The organism is Lentzea sp. NPDC058436 (assembly GCF_042721515.1).
Classification (GTDB): domain Bacteria; phylum Actinomycetota; class Actinomycetes; order Mycobacteriales; family Pseudonocardiaceae; genus Lentzea.
Window position 1 is genome coordinate 1 of the sequence record NZ_JBHXLF010000033.1, and the last position, 17,586, is coordinate 17,586.

The 17,586-nt window shown below is 68.8% G+C and carries 18 protein-coding genes; 3 read left to right on the top strand and 15 right to left on the bottom strand.

The genetic code is table 11. From position 1 onward, the window contains the following. Positions 1-862: 862 nt before the first annotated feature. Positions 863-2,182, top strand: coding sequence for an amino acid permease (locus ACFWN2_RS44230; protein ID WP_382436693.1), 1,320 nt, complete (start codon positions 863-865; stop codon positions 2,180-2,182). On the opposite strand, the gene ACFWN2_RS44235 is transcribed toward ACFWN2_RS44230, so the two are convergent. From ACFWN2_RS44235 to ACFWN2_RS44250, 4 genes are all read right to left on the bottom strand, one after another. Then, the gene (locus ACFWN2_RS44235) at positions 2,172-2,678 is read right to left on the bottom strand and encodes a hypothetical protein (protein WP_382436694.1); all 507 of its coding nucleotides are present in this window, start codon (positions 2,676-2,678) and stop codon (positions 2,172-2,174) included. The two genes, ACFWN2_RS44230 and ACFWN2_RS44235, sit on opposite strands and share 11 nt — an antisense overlap. A 166-nt stretch (positions 2,679-2,844) precedes the next feature. Next, positions 2,845-3,102: a helix-turn-helix domain-containing protein gene (locus ACFWN2_RS44240; protein ID WP_191296337.1), complete on the bottom strand. Its 258-nt coding sequence runs from the start codon at positions 3,100-3,102 to the stop codon at positions 2,845-2,847. Between the two features lie 267 nt (positions 3,103-3,369). Beyond that, a complete protein-coding gene (locus ACFWN2_RS44245; protein WP_382436695.1) occupies positions 3,370-3,996 on the bottom strand; it encodes a UdgX family uracil-DNA binding protein in 627 nt (208 codons plus the stop codon). After that, a complete protein-coding gene (locus ACFWN2_RS44250; protein ID WP_382436697.1) occupies positions 3,974-4,153 on the bottom strand; it encodes a CsbD family protein in 180 nt (59 codons plus the stop codon). Before ACFWN2_RS44250 ends, ACFWN2_RS44245 begins: the two co-directional genes overlap by 23 nt. A gap of 219 nt (positions 4,154-4,372) precedes the next feature. On the opposite strand from ACFWN2_RS44250, the gene ACFWN2_RS44255 reads away from it, so the two are divergent. After that, complete coding sequence (locus ACFWN2_RS44255) at positions 4,373-4,717, top strand: ANTAR domain-containing protein (protein WP_382436698.1); 345 nt, start codon at positions 4,373-4,375, stop codon at positions 4,715-4,717. On the opposite strand, the gene treZ is transcribed toward ACFWN2_RS44255, so the two are convergent. From treZ to ACFWN2_RS44290, 7 genes are all read right to left on the bottom strand, one after another. Continuing rightward, the gene (gene treZ, locus ACFWN2_RS44260) at positions 4,636-6,309 is read right to left on the bottom strand and encodes a malto-oligosyltrehalose trehalohydrolase (protein ID WP_382436700.1); all 1,674 of its coding nucleotides are present in this window, start codon (positions 6,307-6,309) and stop codon (positions 4,636-4,638) included. The two genes, ACFWN2_RS44255 and treZ, sit on opposite strands and share 82 nt — an antisense overlap. Next, on the bottom strand, positions 6,306-8,384 hold the full coding sequence (treY, locus tag ACFWN2_RS44265; protein WP_382436701.1) for a malto-oligosyltrehalose synthase: 2,079 nt from the start codon (positions 8,382-8,384) through the stop codon (positions 6,306-6,308). Before treY ends, treZ begins: the two co-directional genes overlap by 4 nt. After that, on the bottom strand, positions 8,384-10,489 hold the full coding sequence (gene glgX, locus ACFWN2_RS44270; RefSeq protein WP_382436702.1) for a glycogen debranching protein GlgX: 2,106 nt from the start codon (positions 10,487-10,489) through the stop codon (positions 8,384-8,386). The genes treY and glgX overlap by 1 nt, the downstream gene beginning before the upstream one ends. Positions 10,490-10,623: 134 nt before the next feature. Beyond that, positions 10,624-10,926, bottom strand: a complete 303-nt coding sequence (locus ACFWN2_RS44275) for a hypothetical protein (protein ID WP_382436704.1) — start codon at positions 10,924-10,926, stop codon at positions 10,624-10,626. A 94-nt stretch (positions 10,927-11,020) separates the two neighbouring features. Beyond that, on the bottom strand, positions 11,021-12,832 hold the full coding sequence (locus ACFWN2_RS44280) for a 4-alpha-glucanotransferase (RefSeq protein ID WP_382436705.1): 1,812 nt from the start codon (positions 12,830-12,832) through the stop codon (positions 11,021-11,023). A 105-nt stretch (positions 12,833-12,937) separates the two neighbouring features. Continuing rightward, the gene (locus ACFWN2_RS44285; RefSeq protein ID WP_382436707.1) at positions 12,938-13,363 is read right to left on the bottom strand and encodes a RidA family protein; all 426 of its coding nucleotides are present in this window, start codon (positions 13,361-13,363) and stop codon (positions 12,938-12,940) included. Positions 13,364-13,434: 71 nt separating this feature from the next. Beyond that, positions 13,435-14,355: a LacI family DNA-binding transcriptional regulator gene (locus ACFWN2_RS44290; RefSeq protein WP_382436756.1), complete on the bottom strand. Its 921-nt coding sequence runs from the start codon at positions 14,353-14,355 to the stop codon at positions 13,435-13,437. Between the two features lie 31 nt (positions 14,356-14,386). Between ACFWN2_RS44290 and ACFWN2_RS44295 the strand changes: the two genes are divergently transcribed. Next, positions 14,387-14,836, top strand: coding sequence for a peroxiredoxin (locus tag ACFWN2_RS44295; RefSeq protein ID WP_382436708.1), 450 nt, complete (start codon positions 14,387-14,389; stop codon positions 14,834-14,836). Here ACFWN2_RS44295 and ACFWN2_RS44300 read toward each other — a convergent pair. From ACFWN2_RS44300 to ACFWN2_RS44315, 4 genes are read right to left on the bottom strand one after another with little or no spacing between them, the layout of a single operon-like run. Beyond that, positions 14,823-15,305, bottom strand: a complete 483-nt coding sequence (locus ACFWN2_RS44300; protein WP_382436709.1) for a hypothetical protein — start codon at positions 15,303-15,305, stop codon at positions 14,823-14,825. The two genes, ACFWN2_RS44295 and ACFWN2_RS44300, sit on opposite strands and share 14 nt — an antisense overlap. A 41-nt stretch (positions 15,306-15,346) precedes the next feature. Beyond that, positions 15,347-15,916 carry a TetR/AcrR family transcriptional regulator gene (locus ACFWN2_RS44305; RefSeq protein ID WP_382436710.1) on the bottom strand — a complete coding sequence of 190 codons (570 nt, stop codon included), beginning with the start codon at positions 15,914-15,916 and terminating at the stop codon, positions 15,347-15,349. A 2-nt stretch (positions 15,917-15,918) separates the two neighbouring features. Continuing rightward, on the bottom strand, positions 15,919-16,869 hold the full coding sequence (locus ACFWN2_RS44310) for an LLM class F420-dependent oxidoreductase (RefSeq protein ID WP_382436711.1): 951 nt from the start codon (positions 16,867-16,869) through the stop codon (positions 15,919-15,921). Positions 16,870-16,929: 60 nt separating this feature from the next. Beyond that, entirely contained in the window at positions 16,930-17,586 is a 657-nt protein-coding gene (locus ACFWN2_RS44315) for an O-methyltransferase (RefSeq protein ID WP_382436713.1), read from the bottom strand.

The window sequence follows — 17,586 nt, forward strand, 5'->3', positions numbered from 1 at the left end:
TCTTGGTGCGGCTCGTGATGGGACCCCACCGCCAACGCAACCCTCATACGAAACAGGCAGCCGCTCTAAGCAACAGGCGTGCCATCAACCTGCCCCCAGCGCTACCCCCATTTCAGATTGCCGGGGGTCTGGGGGCAGAGCCCCCAGGGGAAGCACGCAAGGCGACCAGGCCGCACGCACGCCAGCCACCCGCAGAAGCCGCGACCACCGACAAGCAACCCCAACAATCACCGCAACCCAGCGGTCTCCGTAACCGCCCTCAACGCAGCCACCACAGCCGAAAACGGCGGCAAAACAGGCCGAGCCCCAGGCCCGTCCCCAGACCACCGAACCCCACCCCCATCAATCCGAGACGGCGGCAACGGCACCAAAGTCCCCAACCGGTGGGTCAAAGCCCCCCGAGCCCGCAACCGAATCAGGTTCACCTGAGAGGCAGCGTCCGCGGACTCGGTGAGCAGCAACCACCGCTCCCCACGACCACCCCCGGGCATCACCACCACGGGCCCTCCAAGCAGACGCACGGACAGGTACCGGTGCACCTGCGCCCCGATGTCAGCGGGCATCTCCACCGCGGACACGAGACCATCGGTCGTCAGCAGCAGCCGGTTCTCCGACCGCAGCACCAACCATCCCCAACTCTCGTAACGCTCCAAAGCATCGGAGAACGTTTCGAGTTGCGGCAGAACTCCAGGCGACAGAACGCCAGACGAAACTCCGGACGGCAGTACTCCTTTAGGCGAGCTCATCGATCTCACCCTCACTCATCTCAGTACGGTGTAACTCCGATCACACGATTTGACTCTCCGCCGCCACGAAACCACTATCGGCCCGCCATCGGCACACTCGAACGGGGCTGGAGAGCGTGACTCACCTGCGGGAACGGCATGTCACCATGATCGCGCTGGGTGGCGTGATCGGGGCGGGGCTATTCGTCGGAACGGGTGCGGGCATAGCGCTCGCGGGGCCGGCGGTGCTGATCTCGTTCGGACTCGCCGGCGTTCTGGCGCTGCTCGTCCTGCGCATGCTCGGGGAGATGGCGGCCGAGCACCCGAGCGGTGGCGCGTTCTCGGTGCACGCGGAGAAGGCGATCGGGCCGTGGGCCGGGTTCACGGTCGGCTGGACCTACTGGGCGGCCGTGGGTGTCGTGCTCGCGGTGGAGGCGACCGGGGCGGCGAAGATCGCGTCGGGGTGGATTCCCGCGGTGCCGCAGTGGGCGTGGGTGCTCGTCTTCATGTCCGCGCTGACCGCCGTGAACCTGACGAACGTCCGCAGCTTCGGCGAGTTCGAGTTCTGGTTCGCGGGGCTCAAGGTCGCCGCGATCGTCCTGTTCCTCGCGCTCGGTCTCGCGGCGATCGTCGGGCTCGGGTTCGACTCGCCCGGCACCGAGAACCTGAAGGACTTCCTGCCCAACGGGTGGGGTGGCGTGGTGGCCGGGTTCATGGTCACCGTGTTCGCGTTCGGCGGGCTGGAGGTCGTCACGATCGCCGCCGCGGACGCCGAGGACCCGAAGCGCGCCGTCAAGAAGGCGGTCCGCACGTCCATGACGCGGCTGCTCGTGTTCTACCTCGGTTCGATGGCCGTGGTCGTGACCCTGCTGCCGTGGAACGACTCCGAGGTCGGCGCGAGCCCGTACGTCGCGGTGCTCAACCGGCTCGGCATCCCCGCGGCCGGGCAGATCATGAACGTCGTCATCTTCGTGGCCCTGCTCAGCGCCATCAACGCCACCCTGTACGGCGCAGCACGCATGCTCAGCTCGCTCGCCGAGCGCGGCGAGGCGCCGAAGGCGTTGCTGCGCAAGAAGAACGGCGTCCCCCGCAACGCCGTGCTCGCCTCGGTCGCGTTCGGATTCTTCTCCGTGCTGCTCAACTACCTGTGGCCGGACACCGTGTTCCTGCTGCTGCTCAACGCGGTCGGCTCGGCCCTGCTGGTCGTCTGGGCGTTCATCGCGGTCTCGCAGATCCGGCTGCGCCGCGAGACGCCGGACCCGGCCGTCCCGATGTGGGGCTACCCGTACCTGTCCTGGCTCGCGCTGGCCACGATCCTCGCCGTCATCGTGCTGATGCTGAGCGACGAACAGGCCCGTGGACAGATCCTGTCCACGGGCGTGCTCGTCGCCGGTGTCGCGGCGGTGGCCTTGGTCAGATCAGCCCTGCGCCGCAACGGAAAGCAGGTCAGCCGGTGACGTTCTTCAGCCGGTAGGGCTTGTACTTCGAGTCCTTCAGCCCGTACGTGAGCGCACGGTGGTCGGTGCCGTGGCTGCCGCGCTGCTCGTAGGCCATGTACTGCGACTTGTCGGTCTTCGTCCACTTCTCGAAGATCACGACGTGCCGGAAGTCGTCACCGGGTTCGTCGACCGGGTCGATGAACAGGTCACCTGGCTTGAGGTCGGCGATCTTGATCGGCGTCGTGTACTTGCTGGTCGCGAGAGCAACGGTGTTCGGTCCGCCCTTGGGATTTCCGTTGCCCAACGTGGCGGCCATCGAAACAAATCCCGAACAGTCCTGCCGGTACCCGTCCTTCCAGTACTTCGACATGCTGTACGGCACCTGCTTGCCGTTGTTCGCGGTGAGCCAGGTCGCTGCCCTCTTCAGCACCTCACCCCTGCTGATCTGCGCATCCGGTGCCGCGGACACCGCTGGCGCCCCCACGAGAACGAGCGCGAAGAACGCAGCGATCACACCTGAAATGAATTTCACAATTTCCCCCTGCATCGAGAAGAGCGAATCTCGTGGCTCCACCGGAGCACGGGGGTCGAAGTGAAGTCAAGGATCGTTCGCGTATTCGCGGGACTTCCCGACTTTAGTGGTAACTCGTCCGAGCGAGTTCTCCACCCACACCGGGGAACTACGCTGATCGACTCTGCGGCGTCAGCAGTTCGTTGATGGAATCGAGCGAGATCCCGAGAGCGCCGGCGAGCGCGGCGATGGTGAAGAACGACGGCGTGGGGGCGCGTCCCGTCTCGATCTTGCGCACGGTCTCGGCGGACAAGCCGGCGCGGGCCGCGATCTCGACCATGCTCTCGTCACCGCGGGCGTCCCGCAGCAACTGACCGAGCCTCCTGCCGCGATCCCGTTCCAGTGACGTCAGGGGGATGCGCACCATGCCTGCGGATTCTACGCGAAACAGACGCGCCGGGTGACGTGAGAAAAGTCCGTTGCACGGCCCGGCGATCACTGCGTAGGTTCGAAGTACACAAGAGAGGAGGTGGTCCAAAGTTGTATAGCTACAGGACTCGTGAGGTGGCTGTCCGCTAGGACCGCCTTTGGTGACGCCTAGTCGTAAACCCAGGCAGCCACCCGACCCCCGGACTTCGAGCGCTGGTCCCGCTCGGCCTGCTCGCGCAGGAGTCGTCCGGGGGTTGTCCCGTTCTCAGGCCTTCCGCACGGCCACCAGGTCGGCGACGAACGCGTCGAACGACTCGCGGAAGTTCTCGGCCCGCACCACCGCGGACGGGTGCACCGTCACCCCGACCCGCAGCCCGTCGTGCTCCAGCACCTCACCGCGGTGCTCGGTCAGCTTGAACGACGGCCCCAGCACTGCCTTGGACGCCACGGCCCCCAGCACGACGACGAGCCGGGGCTTCACCACCCGGATCTCCTCGCGCAGCCACGGGAAGCACGCCACGACCTCGCCACGCCGAGGCGTCTTGTGGATCCGGCGCCTGCCCCGCTCGGTGAACCTGAAGTGCTTCACCGCGTTCGTCAGGTACGTCTTCGCGCGGTCGATCCCGGCGGCGTCCATCGCCTTGTCGAGCAACCGCCCGGCGGGCCCGACGAACACGTGCCCCTCGGTGTCCTCACGATCACCGGGGCACTCCCCGACCATCATCAGCCGCGCCGGCACCGGCCCCTCGCCGAACACGGTCTGTGACGCGTCCTCGAACAGATCGCATCCGCGGCAGCCGGCAGCGGCGGAACGCAACGCCGCCCAGCTCTTCCCCTCGGGGACGAACTGGGCGGCGCCGGTGTCTGGGTTACTTGTCCGAGCGGAAGGCATCCTTGACCTTCTCGCCGGCCTGCTTCAGAGCGCCCTTGGCGCGCTCCGCGCGGCCCTCGGCCTGCCACTGCTCGTTGTCCGTGGCGTCGCCGACAGCTTCCTTGGCGCGGCCCTTGAGCTCCTCGGCCTTGTTGCTGATCTTGTCGTCGGCACCCATGGATCAGGCTCCTTCACTAGCGGACAGCTACGTTGTTCGGTTACCCGGCGAGCACGCTGTGAAACCCTTGATAAGGTGATCACTCGCGGTTGAGAACCCAGCCGCAAGCCGATGTGACGGCTTGCCCTGGGTGTGCCCGCCCTTCGCAATGCAGCTCCAGAGCAGTCGTCGTCGCACCGGCATGCCGCTGTGACCACGACGACGCGAAAGGAGCCGGCGGTGTCGTCCGCGAGAATCACCGCCCTCGAGACCGAGGTGGCGGGGCTGCGCAAAGCTCTGGTGTCCCGGACAGTCATCGGGCAGGCCACAGGCCTGATCGCCGCACGCAAACCCTGCACACCCCAGCAGGCGTTCCAGCTGCTGGTGCACATATCCCAGCACCACAACATCAAGCTGCACGTCGCCGCCGACCGGCTGGTCACGGCGTTCGTGCACGCGCACCTCGGACGGCCCGTCGATCTGGCCGACCAGATGCTGTGGGATCACGTCGACGCGACCACCGCGAACGATTCCGGTGAGAGCGACGACGGGATCGCCGAGGAGGTCAGCACCACGTCTCCCTGAGGCAGCGGGACGGGGGCCGTGCCCAGGTTCACCACCACGCGGGTCGTACCGCGGTGCAGCACCAGGCACTCCCCGTCCTGTTCGACCACGAACCTGTCCAACCGCGGATCGGCGAGCTCCGGGCGGGAGCGGCGCAACGCGATCAGGGCGCGGTAGGTGTCCAGGACGAGGGCGTGATCGCCCTCATGGGCCTCGTCCCAGCGCAGCCGCGAGTTCTCGACCGTCTGCGGCGACATCGGGTCCGGCACGTCGGACTCGCCCCACCCGTGGCGGGAGAACTCGCGCCGCCTGCCGGTCCGGACGGCCTCGGCCAGTCCGGGGTCGGGGAACGACGCGAAGAACTGCCAGGGCGTGGACGCCGCCCACTCCTCCCCCATGAAGATCATGGGCGTGTAGGGCGAGCACAGCACGATCGCCGCCGCGCACAACAACTTCCCCGTCGACACGGACGCGGACAACCGGTCGCCGGTGGCGCGGTTGCCGATCTGGTCGTGGTTCTGGCTGTACGCGAGGAACCGGTAGCCGGGGACCAGCGCCGTGTCGACCGGCTTGCCGTGGTGCTTCTCGCGGAACGACGACCACGTGCCGGCGTGGAAGAACACCTTCTCCAGCGTGTTCTTCAACGCTCCCGGCGCGGCGAAGTCCTCGTAGTAGCCGAAGGTCTCGCCGGTCAGCGCGACGTGCAGGCAGTGGTGCAGGTCGTCGGACCACTGCGCCTGCAGGCCGTACCCGCCGCCTTCACGTGCCGTCACGAGCTTGGCGTCGTTCAGGTCGGACTCGGCGATCAGCGTGAGCGGACGGCCGACAGATGCCGAGAGCGCGTCCACCTCGACCGCCATCTCCTCCAGGACGTGCACCGCCCGCTGGTCCGCCAGCGCGTGCACGGCGTCGAGCCGCAGCCCGTCGACGTGGAAGTCCCGCAGCCACTGCAGCGCGTTGTCGAGGACGTACCGGCGCACCTCGTCGGAGCCCGGCCCGTCGAGGTTCAGGCCGGGACCCCAGTCGTTGCGCCCCGCGAAGTACGGCCCGAACCTGTCGAGGTAGGCGCCGGACGGCCCGAGGTGGTTGTAGACCACGTCGAGCAGCACGGCGAGCCCTCGGGCGTGGCAGGCGTCCACGAACCGCTTGAACCCGTCCGGACCGCCGTACGGCTCGTGCACGGCGCCCCACAGGACGCCGTCGTAGCCCCAGCCCTCGACGCCGTCGAAGCTGTTGACCGGCATGACCTCGACGAACGTGATGCCGAGGTCGGCCAGGTGGTCCAGCTTGCCGATGGCGGCGTCGAACGTGCCCTCCGGCGTGAACGTGCCGATGTGCAGCTCGTAGATCACGCCGCCCTGCAGCGGGCGGCCGGTCCACGCGCCGTCGGTCCACTCGAAGTCGTGCGCGTAGACGCGGGAGGCCTCGTGCACGCCGTTCGGTTGCCGCAGCGACCGCGGGTCCGGGTACGCCTCGCCCTCGATGACGAACGCGTAGTCGGTGCCCTCCGCCGCGGAGTGCCACCAGTCGCCGTCGCGCTTCATCTCGTGGTCGACGCCGTCGACCCGGACGTGCACCGACTCGGGCGTCGGCGCCCAGACGGAGAAGCTCACTGATCCCCCTGCACCAGCAGCGCTACCGGATAGGTGTCGAGCAAGGACGCCAGGTCCTCCGCGGCCGGCCGTCCGGTGAGGACGTCCGTCCACTTCGCACCCGGCAACGGCAGAACCGTGTCCTGCCAGCCCTTCTGCTCCAGCCCGAGCGGCAGCCGCGTCGCCACCGTGATCACACCGGACCGCTGGAACGCCAGCACGTGCTCGGCCGCGGGGCCTTCCGCGTGCAACGGCCGATAGCCGTGAAGGCCGCGCTTGCGCACCTGCAACGCCTTGTGCACCACGAGGAGCTTCGCCGCGCCCGAGTCGTCGACCTCCGGCTGCCAGCCGGATTCGAGGCGCTCCAACAGGTCCCGGCGCACCCGGTAGTCGACCGGGCGGCGGTTGTCGGGGTCGACGAGCGAGAAGTCCCACAGCTCTGTGCCCTGGTACACGTCCGGCACGCCCGGTGCGGTGAGCTGGACCAGCTTCTGCCCCAGCGAGTTCACCCAGCCGGGCGCCTTGATCCGTTCGGCGAAGGCGGCGACCTCGGGCTCGTTCAACGCCTTCGAGGGCCACGCGGCCACCTCGGCGTCGAATTCCTCGTCCCGGTCGACCCACGACGTCCTGATCTTGGCCTCGCGCGAGGCCTTCTCCAGGTAGGCGCCCAGGCGTTCCTCGGTCAGCGGCCACGCGCCGACGACCGACTGCCACGCCAGGCGGTTCAGCGTCGGCTCGGAGATGCCGTGCTTGCCCGTCATCGCGGACTCGAACGCCAGGTACTCGTCCGGGATCTCCGCCAGCACCGCGAGCCGCGCCCGCACGTCCTCCGAGCGCTTCGTGTCGTGCGTCGACAGCGCCGTCATCGCGTTCGGCTCGGCGGACTCGCGCCGGACCGCCCGCTGGTGGAACTCTCCGACGGGCAGCCCGAACCGGTCCGGCGAGCCGCCGACCTCGTTGAGCGCCACGAAGTTCGTGTACCGGTAGAAGGCCGTGTCCTCGGTGCCCTTGGCGACGACCATGCCGGACGTCTGCTGGATCCTGGTGGCCAGCTCGCCGTGCGGGTCGGCGCGGACCTGCTCGTCCAGCGCCCGCATGGCGGACGACCTCGACAGCCTGACGGCGGTCTCCCAGTGGCCAAGGCCCTCCGGGAGGTACGACCGGTACACCGGGAAGTTGACCATCACCTCGGCGACGGCCGCGCAGGCGTCCTCGAACTCGACGCCCTGGACGAGCCGCGCGATCCTGCGCACCTCGGCCACCAGGATCGAGTCCGCGACCTGCTGCCGTGACGTGTGCTCGACCTCGTGGAAGTCGCCCTCGAACCTGTCGGTGGGGGCGATGAAGACACCGCAGATCTCGCGCAACGCGTCGTAGCCCGTCGTGCCGTCGACCGGCCAGCTCTGCGGCAGCTCCTCGTCCGGTCCGAGGATCTTCTCCACGACCAGCCAGCCGTCGAAGTGCTCGCGCAGCCGCCGGAAGTACCCGCCGGGGTCGGCGAGCCCGTCCGGGTGGTCGACGCGCAACCCCGTGACGCCCCAAGACAACACCGCGCGGTGCGTCGCCTCGAACACCTCCGGGTCCTCGACCCGGATCGCCGCGAGCTCGGTGATGTCGAAGAACCTGCGGTAGTTCAGCTCGGTGTTGCCGCGCCGCCAGTTCGCCTTGAGGTAGTGCTCGTGCACCTCGTCCTCGGCGTCCTCGCCGAGGACGGGCAGCAGCACCTTGCCCGACGACCAGTCGATGTCGAAGTACCGCGCGTACTTCGAGGCCTGCCCGTGTTCGAGGACGTCCTCCCACCACGGGTTCGGCACGACCATGTGGTTCGGCACGATGTCGACGACCAGGCCGAGGTCCAGCTCCCGCAGGCGCTTCTGCAGCTCTTCCCTGCCCGCCTCGCCACCCAGCTCGGGCCGCGCACGGGTCGGGTCCACGACGTCGTAGCCGTGCGTGGACCCCTCGCGCGCGTCGAGCATCGGCGACGCGTACAGCGCGCCGATCCCCAGGCGTGCCAGGTAGTCCGCGACGGCCGCGGCGTCGGTGAAGGTGAAGGACGGGGTGAGCTGGACGCGGTACGTCGAGGACGGCGCCCCCATCAGCCCACCCGCTGCAGCACGACGAGCGAGCGCGCGACCAGGTTCAGCTGCCCGGACGCGGCGATCGGCTTCTCGTTGCCGCCGACCTCACCGGTCGCGGTGTCCACGACGACCCTCCACTCAGGACCGTACTCGGAGTCGGGCAGCGTGACCTGGATGTCCTCGTAGTGCGCGTTGAACGCCATCAGGAACGAGTCGTCGACCACCCGCATGCCCCGCGAGTCGAGGTCGGGAATGCCCTCGCCGTTGAGGAAGATGATGACGCACTTGCCGAAGTCGTCCTCCCAGTTCTGCTCGGTCATCTCCTCACCCGACGGCGTGAACCACGCGATGTCGCGCAGCTCCTCGCCCTTGCGGATGGGGCGGCCCGCGAAGAAGCGCCGGCGCCGGAACACCGGGTGCGCCTTGCGGAAGCCGGCGACCGCCGAGGTGAACTCCATCAGCTCGGAGTTGGCCTCCAGCAGCGACCAGTCGACCCAGGAGACCTCGTTGTCCTGGCAGTACGCGTTGTTGTTGCCGTTCTGCGTGCGGCCGAACTCGTCGCCGTTCACGATCATCGGCACGCCCTGCGACAGCAACATCGTCGCCATCAGGTTGCGCCGCTGCCGCCGGCGGAGCGCGAGGATCTCCTCGTCGTCCGTCGGACCCTCGGCACCGCAGTTCCAGGACCGGTTGTGGCTCTCGCCGTCGTTGTTGTCCTCGCCGTTGGCCTCGTTGTGCTTCTCGTTGTACGACACCAGGTCGTTGAGCGTGAAGCCGTCGTGGGCGGTGACGAAGTTGATCGACGCGTAGGGGCGGCGGCCGTCGTCCTGGTAGAGGTCGCTGCTGCCGGTGATGCGCGACGCGAACTCGCCGAGCGTCGCCTGCTCACCGCGCCAGAAGTCGCGGACGGTGTCGCGGTACTTGCCGTTCCACTCGGTCCACAGTGGAGGGAAGTTGCCGACCTGGTAGCCACCGGGACCGACGTCCCACGGCTCCGCGATCAGCTTGACCTGCGACACCACCGGGTCCTGCTGCACGACCTCGAAGAACGTCGCCAGCCGGTCGACGTCGTAGAACTCGCGCGCGAGCGTGGCCGCGAGGTCGAACCGGAACCCGTCGACGTGCATCTCGGTGACCCAGTACCGCAGCGAGTCCATGATGAGCTGCAGCGTGTGGGGCGACCGCACGTTCAGCGAGTTACCGGTGCCCGTGTAGTCGGTGTAGAACTGCGGGTCGTCCTCTTCCAGCCGGTAGTACGCCTCGTTGTCGATGCCGCGCATCGACAACGTCGGGCCGAGGTGGTTGCCCTCCGCCGTGTGGTTGTAGACGACGTCGAGGATGACCTCGATGCCCGCCTGGTGCAGGGCGCGGACCATGCCCTTGAACTCCTGCACCTGGTTGAGCGGCAACGCGGCGTAGGCGTCGTGCGGCGCGAAGAACCCGATCGTGTTGTAACCCCAGTAGTTGCTGAGGCGCCGCTCCATCAGCGTGTGATCGCTGATGAACTGGTGCACCGGCATCAGTTCCACAGCGGTGACACCCAGCTTGATGAGGTGGTCGATCATCACCGGGTGCGCGAGGCCCGCGTAGGTGCCGCGCAGCCGCGGCGGGATCTCCGGGTGGTCGATCGTGAGGCCGCGGACGTGCGCCTCGTAGATGACGCTCTCGTTGTACGGCGTCCTGGGCAGCCTGTCGTTCGTCCAGTCGAAGAACGGGTTCACCACCACGGACTTCGACACGTGCGGCGCGGAATCGTCGTCGTTGCGCTCTTCCGGCGACCCGAACTTGTACCCGTACAACGACTCGTCCCACGCCAGGCCGTTGGAGATGGCCTTGGCGTACGGGTCGATGAGCAGCTTGTTGGGGTTGCACCGCAGGCCTCGGGCCGGGTCGTGCGGGCCGTGCACGCGGTAGCCGTAGCGCTGACCGGGGCCGATGCCCAGCAGGTAGCCGTGGTGGACGAAGCCGTCCACCTCCGGCAGCCTCACGCGTGTCTCCGTGCCGTCCTCGTCGAAGAGGCAGAGCTCGACGTACTCCGCGACCTCGGAGAACAGAGCGAAGTTGGTGCCCACACCGTCGTATCCGGCGCCAAGCGGGTAGGGCCTACCAGGCCAGGGTCGCACGATGCTGTTGCTCCTCGTCACATGCGGCGGACTACCCGCTGACCCTATCCACCTAACCCTGGTCCGGCATCACACTCGTGGGTTCGCGTTCGTGTGCAAATCACCCGCGTCCGGCAGTTCTCGGCCGGATGTGCTCAAACTCCTTCGTGCGCCAGCACCAACTGCCCACGTGCGGCCATGAGCAACGTGCGCGCCTCCTGGATCTCCACGTACTTCAGGTGCTCACAAGCGGCCTCCGCGCACGCCAGCGCGTGCTGCAGGGCGGGGTTGTCCTCCACGGGACCCGCGTCCCGCAGCGCGTCACGCAGTGACTCCTCCGCGCGCTGCGCCCCGGCCACCGGGTCGCCGAGCGCGGTCGGTCGCACCGAGGCGAGGACCTGCTCGACCGCCAGTTCCAGCACACCGGTCGATGTCCGCGTGCTCAAGGCTGAACTCATTTGTAACGCCACCTCCAAGAACGTTCGTCTTCCGCCGTCGGGTGACGGACTCACACTACTCCACAGGTCTATGACCTGCTGTTACGCAAAAGTTTCACTTTCCGCGGTTGCGGAGCGGCCGGGTGATCTCGCGGACGCGTGGGAAAAATTCGTCCAGCGCGACCGGTAGGGGAATTCTCCAGTTCGGGTGCTCGTCGATGGTGCCCGGCACGTTCGGCTGCCGGGTTTCCCGCAGAGCGTCCTGAGGTGAAGTGAGGACCAACGCGCAGGGTGCCTGCGCGAGCAGTTCGTGGGCGCCCTCGACCCTGTCCGCCGCCTTGACGCCCTCCTGCCGCATGAGCTCGTCGAAGTCGGGGCCGTCCTCGCCCGCGAAGAACGTCGCCGCGGTGGGCAGGTCGTGCGTCGAGATGCTGGCCATCTGGTTGGGGTTCCACTGCGACGGCGGGATCAGCGGGTGGCCCTCCGCGTAGTAGTCGCGCTGGAAGTAGAGCACGGCGCTGGTGAGCATGCCGTTCTCCTGCAACGTCTTCGTGACGACGGGCTCGACCGTGCCGAGGTCCTCGCCGACCACGACCGCGCCGGCCCGGTACGCCTCCAGCGCGAGCACGCCGAGCATCGCGTCGGCGTCGTAGTAGACGTACGTGCCGCGCGACGGCGGCTCGCCCGGCGGGATCCACCAGAGCCGCCAGAGCCCGGCGACGTGGTCGATGCGGATGCCGTCCGCGTGCTGCAGGACGCTGCGCAGCACCTGCCGGAACGGCCGGTAGCCGGTCTCGGCGAGCTTGTCGGGCCTCCACGGCGGCAGGCCCCAGCCCTGGCCGTCCGCGCTGAACGCGTCGGGCGGCGCGCCGACGGTGACGTCGATGGCGAACGCGTCGGGGTCGGCGAACGTGTCCGCGCCGCCGGGGGCGACGCCCACCGGGAGGTCGTGGATGACGCCGACGGCCATGCCGGCCTCGTGCGCGGCGAGCCGGACGTCCTGGAGCTGGCGGGTGCAGAGGTGCTGGACCCAGGCGTGGAACGCGACCCGTTCGGGTGACGCTTCTTGACGGTCTTCCGGCCACTCGCGCCAGTCGGGCCCGTGGACCTCGGCGAGCGCGCAGTACGTCGCGAACTTCTCCAGCTCGGCGTCCATCTCGACCTCGCCGCCGGGGAAGAGCAGCTCCAGCGCCTGCTTCTTCGCCTCCCAGATCGCGTCGTAGTCGATCAGGTCCTGGTTCGGCGGCCGCAGGTCGCGGATGAGCTGCCGGGTGCGCGGGCAGGCCTGCAGGAACTCGGCGGTGTCGGTGACGCGCAGGTACAGCGGGTTCGCGAACCGGCGGCTGGTCGGCGAGTAGGGCGAGCGTTCGACGGGGTGGGTCAGGCTGGGCGCCTGCACCGGGTTGACCAGCACGACGCCCGCGTCGAGTTCGAGGCTGCTGCGGCGGGCGATGGTGGCGAGGTCGGCGAAGTCGCCCATCCCCCACGAGTCCTTCGAGCGCGCGGCGTAGAGCTGCAGCATCCAGCCCCAGGTGTGCGGGACGTCCGGCAGCGTCCTGGGCGCGACGGCGAGCGTGACGGTCTGCTCCGCGGTGACGACGCGGTGCCAGCCGAGCGGGACCGAGTCGGGCAGGTGCCGTTCGACGGCGAACGAGGTGCCGTCCTCCAGCTCGACGGTCGCGGGGCCACGCAGGTCGTACGTCTCGTACTCGCGGATGACGATCGTCGGCGGCAACGTCCGCTCCGCCCGGCGCCGTTCGACCTCGGCGAGCTCGCGGGCGATCGAGTCCTCAGTGGACGCATCGACTCCGAACTGGGCGAGCACCTTGACTACGACCTCGGTGTCGACGACTGCCTCTTGCTGGTCCGCATTCTCGTACCGAGTGGCGACGCCCCAAGCGTCCGCCAGCCGCGCCAACTGCTCCACAAGTACAAGCTATGTCACAGCAGAGGCCGCATTACCAGAGCAAATGGTCCCTGGTCACCCGAAGGGTGCAGGCCGGAAGGGACACCCACGCACAGATGCATTCACTTAGACATCCGATGGGTCATCGGGAATTGCGACGACGGCCTCGACCTCGACGAGGAAATCGGGCCCGAACAACGCCGCGACCTGAACCAGCGTGCTGGCCGGGTTGTGCACCTTCCCGAGCGCCGGGCGGAGAATCTCGTCCCTGACGTCGCGGATGGTCTGAACCTCCGACGCGTCCAGCACGAACCAGGTGAACTTCACGACATCCGACCAGTCGGCGCCCAATCCTCGAATGATGTGATGAAGATTGCTCAGCGCCTGCCGCGTCTGCGCCGCGAGGTCGTCCACGCCGACCACACAGCCCCTGGCGTCCACCGCGACCTGACCGGAGATGAAGGCGAGCCTGCCGGTGACCGTCACGGCGTGGGCGTAACCGGGCGTGGACGGCAGGCCGGGAAGGTCGGGCAGGCGCTCTTCGACGGGCATGGCGCCACAGTACTTCGGACGGGGTGTGCCGTTTCCGGCGATCACAGTGCCCGACCTCAGCGAGAAGCCCCTCAATCCGCCGACGCGACCGGTCCGCTGGAGTTGCGCACGACCAGCCGCAGCGGGTGCTCCGCCGGCTCGATCTCCCCACCCCTGATCAGCGTGAACAGGTCCGCGACCGCCCGCTCCCCCTGCTCCTTCGCCGCACCCTCGACGGCGGTCAGCCCGACCACGCGCGTCAGCTCCTGCCCGTCCAGCGACACGATCGACACCTCGTCCGGCACCGCGCGCCCGTCCCGTTGCACGCGCAGGAAGATCCCCACCGCCGCGGCGCCGTTCGAGCTGATCACCGCGGTCGGCAGGCGTTCGCCGTCGAGCAGCACGTCGACCACCTGCTCGCCGCCGTCGACCGTCGGCGAGCACCACACCGTCCACTCCGGACGGACCTGCAGCCCGGCTGCGATCAGGATCTCGTCGTACGACTCGTCCTCGCCGTCGGACAGCACGAGGGCGACGTCGCGGTGGCCCAGGGACACCACGTGCGACACCGCGGTCTGCAGCGCGTGGCGGAGGTCGGTGTCGTCGACCGTCACGTGCGGGACTTCCAGCGACTCCAAGGCGGCCTGCTCGGCACCTGACATCGTCAGCGACAGCAGCAGCACACCGTCCACACGACGTCCCAGCGGCAGCTCGTCGAAGAACTTCGCGCGCGCGTCCGCGTCGCCCAGGACGTAGAGCAGCACGTCGTACCCGGCCTGCCGCAGCGCGCCCTCCGCGCCCGCCAGCACCGGGCTGACCGCGGACGTCAGCACCGCGATGGCGTACCGGCGGCCACCGGCCAAAGAGGAGGCGTCGCGCGCGATCGCGTACTTCATCCGCCGCGCGACGTCGCTCACGTGCTGCCTGGTCGCCTCGGACACGCCCGGTTCGCCACGCAGGGCACGCGATACGGTCGCAGCGGACACCCCTGCGGCCTTGGCCACGTCGGACATGCTGGTCACGGCCCGAGCGTATTGGAGATCCATGAAGCCCGGCGACCTCGCCCCCGACTTCTCCCTGCCCGACCAGGACGGCATCGAGCGCAAGCTGTCCGCGCTGCTCGAGAACGGCCCGGTCGTGCTCTTCTTCTACCCCGCCGCGATGACGTCCGGGTGCACGGCGCAGAGCTGCCACTTCCGCGACCTGGCGAAGGAGTTCGAGGAGGCCGGGGCCCAGCGCGTCGGGATCTCCATGGACGACGTGGCGAAGCAGAAGCAGTTCGCCGAACTGAACGGCTTCGACTACCCGTTGCTCTCCGACGTGGCCGGTGAGGTCGCGGAGCAGTTCGGGGTGAAGCGCCGGTTCGGGATCACGCCGGTCAAGCGGCACACGTTCGTCATCGGCACCGGCCGCGAGATCATCGAGGTGATCAAGAGCGAGTTCAGCATGAACGCGCACGCGGACAAGGCGCTGGCGGCGCTCAGGAGTCGGTGATCGTCAGCACGCCGTAGGGCCCGGAGGCCTTGCCCTCGCGCACGGTGGTGCCGTCGATCGTGTACTTGCCGTGCACCTCGGCGCCGTCCGGGCCCGCCACGACCACGAGCACCACGGGCTTCGCCGGGGCGCCGGCCGGCACCTCGACGGTCCGGGTCCACGGCAGCGTCACGTCCTGCTCGGTGTGGACGGACGTGCCGGCGGTCGCCGTCACGGAGAACGCCTTCCCGGTGCCCGTCACCTCGAACACGACGACCGGGGTGGACGGCACCGGCGGTTCGGACGACATCACCTGCGGCTCGATGGGGCCGTAGGTCCGTTCCAGCAGGTTCTGGACGTGGTTGCCGAAGGCGAGCGCGCCCAGGACCAGCGGCACGGCGACCAGCGCCACCACCCACGGCCACCTCGACGACTTCGGTGGTTCGTGCAGCGGCGGCGCGATGCCGAACTCGATCGGCTTCTTGTCCACGGTTCCCCCCGTCCAGGAAGTCGATCTCACGCCGCCGGGCGTTACCGCAGTCCGGCCAGCACGAAGTCCGCGATCTCCCCCGCGAGCTGACCAGGCGTTTTCGGCCCGTCCGGCCGGAACCACATCGGCAGCTGGTTCACCACGCCCAGCGCGATCCGCACGACCGTGTCCGCGGGGACCTGCGAGCTGAACTCACCGTCCGCCTGCCCCTTCTCGATCACCGCGAGGAACGTCTCGTGGTACCGCCTGCGCTCGACGCGGAAGTCGGTCATCCGCTCCTCGCCGAGCCGGTGCAGCTCGCGGACGAACACGGCCGTCTCGTCGACCCGTTCTGCAGTCGACGAGACGAGCGACGCCAGGATCTCGCGCACGGTCTCACCCGCGGGCAGGCCGAGGCCGATGATCCGGTCCATGTCGGCGGACTGGGCCGTGATCAGCAGCCGGTAGATCTCGAAGAGCAGGTCGTCCTTCGAGCGGAAGTAGTGGTACAGCGCGCCCTTGGTGATCCCGGCGGCGTTGACGATCTCCTGCACCGACGTCGCGTCGTAGCCCTGCGACGCGAACAGGCGCACGGCCGCGTCGATGATCTTCTGCTCGGTCGCGCTGGGCACCGCTAGGCCCCAGGTGCCAGCGCGCGCACCTGTTCGACCTGGTCACCGCCGGTCGGGAGAAGCGCGATGATCGGCGTGTCGACGCCGTTGGCCTGGTACTCGGCGACGCGCGCACGGCACTGGTCGATCGACCCGTGCACCACGAGCGCGTCCACGACCTCGTCCGGGATCGCCTTCGACGCGGCCTTGCGGTCGCCCGCCGCCCACGCCTCGTGCATCGGGCGCAGCACGTCGCCGCGGCCCAGCCAGTCGTGGAACGCCGCGTACGCGGGCACGGTCAGGTAGGTGCTGATCAGCATGCGTCCGAGCGCGCGTGCGGCGTCGGCGTCCTCGGTCGGGCACACGAAGATGCGTGCCGCGAGCTCGGCCTCGCCCAGTTCGGCGCGCACCTGCGCCACGTCGGACGCGGCGAGCCAGTTGGTGATGGCGCCGTCGGCCTCACGTCCGGCCAGGCGCAGCATGTTCGGCCGCAGCGCCGCGAGCATGATCGGCACCTTCGCGGCCGGCGGGCGCTCCAGCTTGAAACCCTTCACCGAGAACGTGTCGTAGTCGGCGCTGACCTTCTCCCCCGCGAGCGCGGCCTTCAGGAAGCGCAGCGTGTCGCGGGTGCGCTTGAACGGCTCCTCGAACGGGATGGCGTTCCAGCGCTGCACGATCGCGGGCGACGACGAGCCGATGCCCAGCACGAACCGCCCGCCGGTCACCTCGGCGAGCGTCGCGGCGGTCATCGCCAGCGTGGCCGGTCCGCGCGTGTAGACCGGCGCGATCGCCGGGCCGAAGCGCAGCTCGGAGGACCACTGCGCGGCCAGTGCCAGCGGCGTGAACGCGTCGGTGCCGGTCGTCTCGGCCGACCACACGTCCGTGTAGCCGAGCCCGGCGAGCTCGGACACCAGCGCGCGGTGCTCCAGCACCGGCACACCGATCAACGGCAGCGTGATACCCCAACGAGCCATGAACGCCTCCCGGTCAGCAAGTAGGCATCACCCTACCGACCGGTCGGTATGCTCACAACCTCACTTCTTCCGAGCCATCGTCAGACCGTCCGCGATCGGCACCAGCACCGACTCCACGCGCGAGTCGGAACGCACGAACCTGTTGAAGGCGTCGATCGCGGCGGCGTTGCCCTCCGGCTGCTCGTCGGCCGCCTCGCCGTAGTAGAGCGTGTTGTCGGCGAGCAGCAGGCCTCCCTGCCGGACGCGCGGCACCAGCAGGTCCCAGTAGTGGACGTACCCGACCTTGTCCGCGTCGATGAACACCAGGTCGATCACCGGTTCCTCCGGCATCTCGGCCAGCGTCTGCGCCGCCGCGCCGATCCGCAGGTCGATCTTGTCGCGCACGCCCGCCGCCTGCCACGCCTCCTCGGCGATCGAGGTCCAGTCGGCCGAGAGGTCGCAGGTGATGACCTTGCCGGACGCGGGGAGCGCCTGCGCGAACGCCAGCGTGGAGTACCCGGTGTACGTGCCGACCTCGACCACGGTCTGCGCGCCGGTGAGCTTGACCAGCAGGGACAGCAGCACCGCCTGCTCGTGCGGGATCTGCATCTCCGCCGAGTCGCCGAGCTCCGCCGTGCGGGCGATGAGCTTCTCCTGCACGGCGCTCGGCTGGCCCGCCTGTTCGCGCACGTAGCGGTAGATCTGCGGGGTCATGACCACGGTCTTGAAGTCGTTCAC

Excerpts from the sequence above, each read along its gene's own strand:
- ACFWN2_RS44240 (WP_191296337.1), bottom strand. The coding sequence starts at position 3,102 with ATGGTGCGCATCCCCCTGACGTCACTGGAACGGGATCGCGGCAGGAGG.
- ACFWN2_RS44245 (WP_382436695.1), bottom strand. The coding sequence starts at position 3,996 with ATGCCTTCCGCTCGGACAAGTAACCCAGACACCGGCGCCGCCCAGTTC.
- ACFWN2_RS44250 (WP_382436697.1), bottom strand. The coding sequence starts at position 4,153 with ATGGGTGCCGACGACAAGATCAGCAACAAGGCCGAGGAGCTCAAGGGC.
- treY (WP_382436701.1), bottom strand. The coding sequence starts at position 8,384 with ATGGGGGCGCCGTCCTCGACGTACCGCGTCCAGCTCACCCCGTCCTTC.
- ACFWN2_RS44275 (WP_382436704.1), bottom strand. The coding sequence starts at position 10,926 with ATGAGTTCAGCCTTGAGCACGCGGACATCGACCGGTGTGCTGGAACTG.
- ACFWN2_RS44285 (WP_382436707.1), bottom strand. The coding sequence starts at position 13,363 with ATGCCCGTCGAAGAGCGCCTGCCCGACCTTCCCGGCCTGCCGTCCACG.
- ACFWN2_RS44290 (WP_382436756.1), bottom strand. The coding sequence starts at position 14,355 with ATGTCCGACGTGGCCAAGGCCGCAGGGGTGTCCGCTGCGACCGTATCG.
- ACFWN2_RS44295 (WP_382436708.1), top strand. The coding sequence starts at position 14,387 with ATGAAGCCCGGCGACCTCGCCCCCGACTTCTCCCTGCCCGACCAGGAC.
- ACFWN2_RS44310 (WP_382436711.1), bottom strand. The coding sequence starts at position 16,869 with ATGGCTCGTTGGGGTATCACGCTGCCGTTGATCGGTGTGCCGGTGCTG.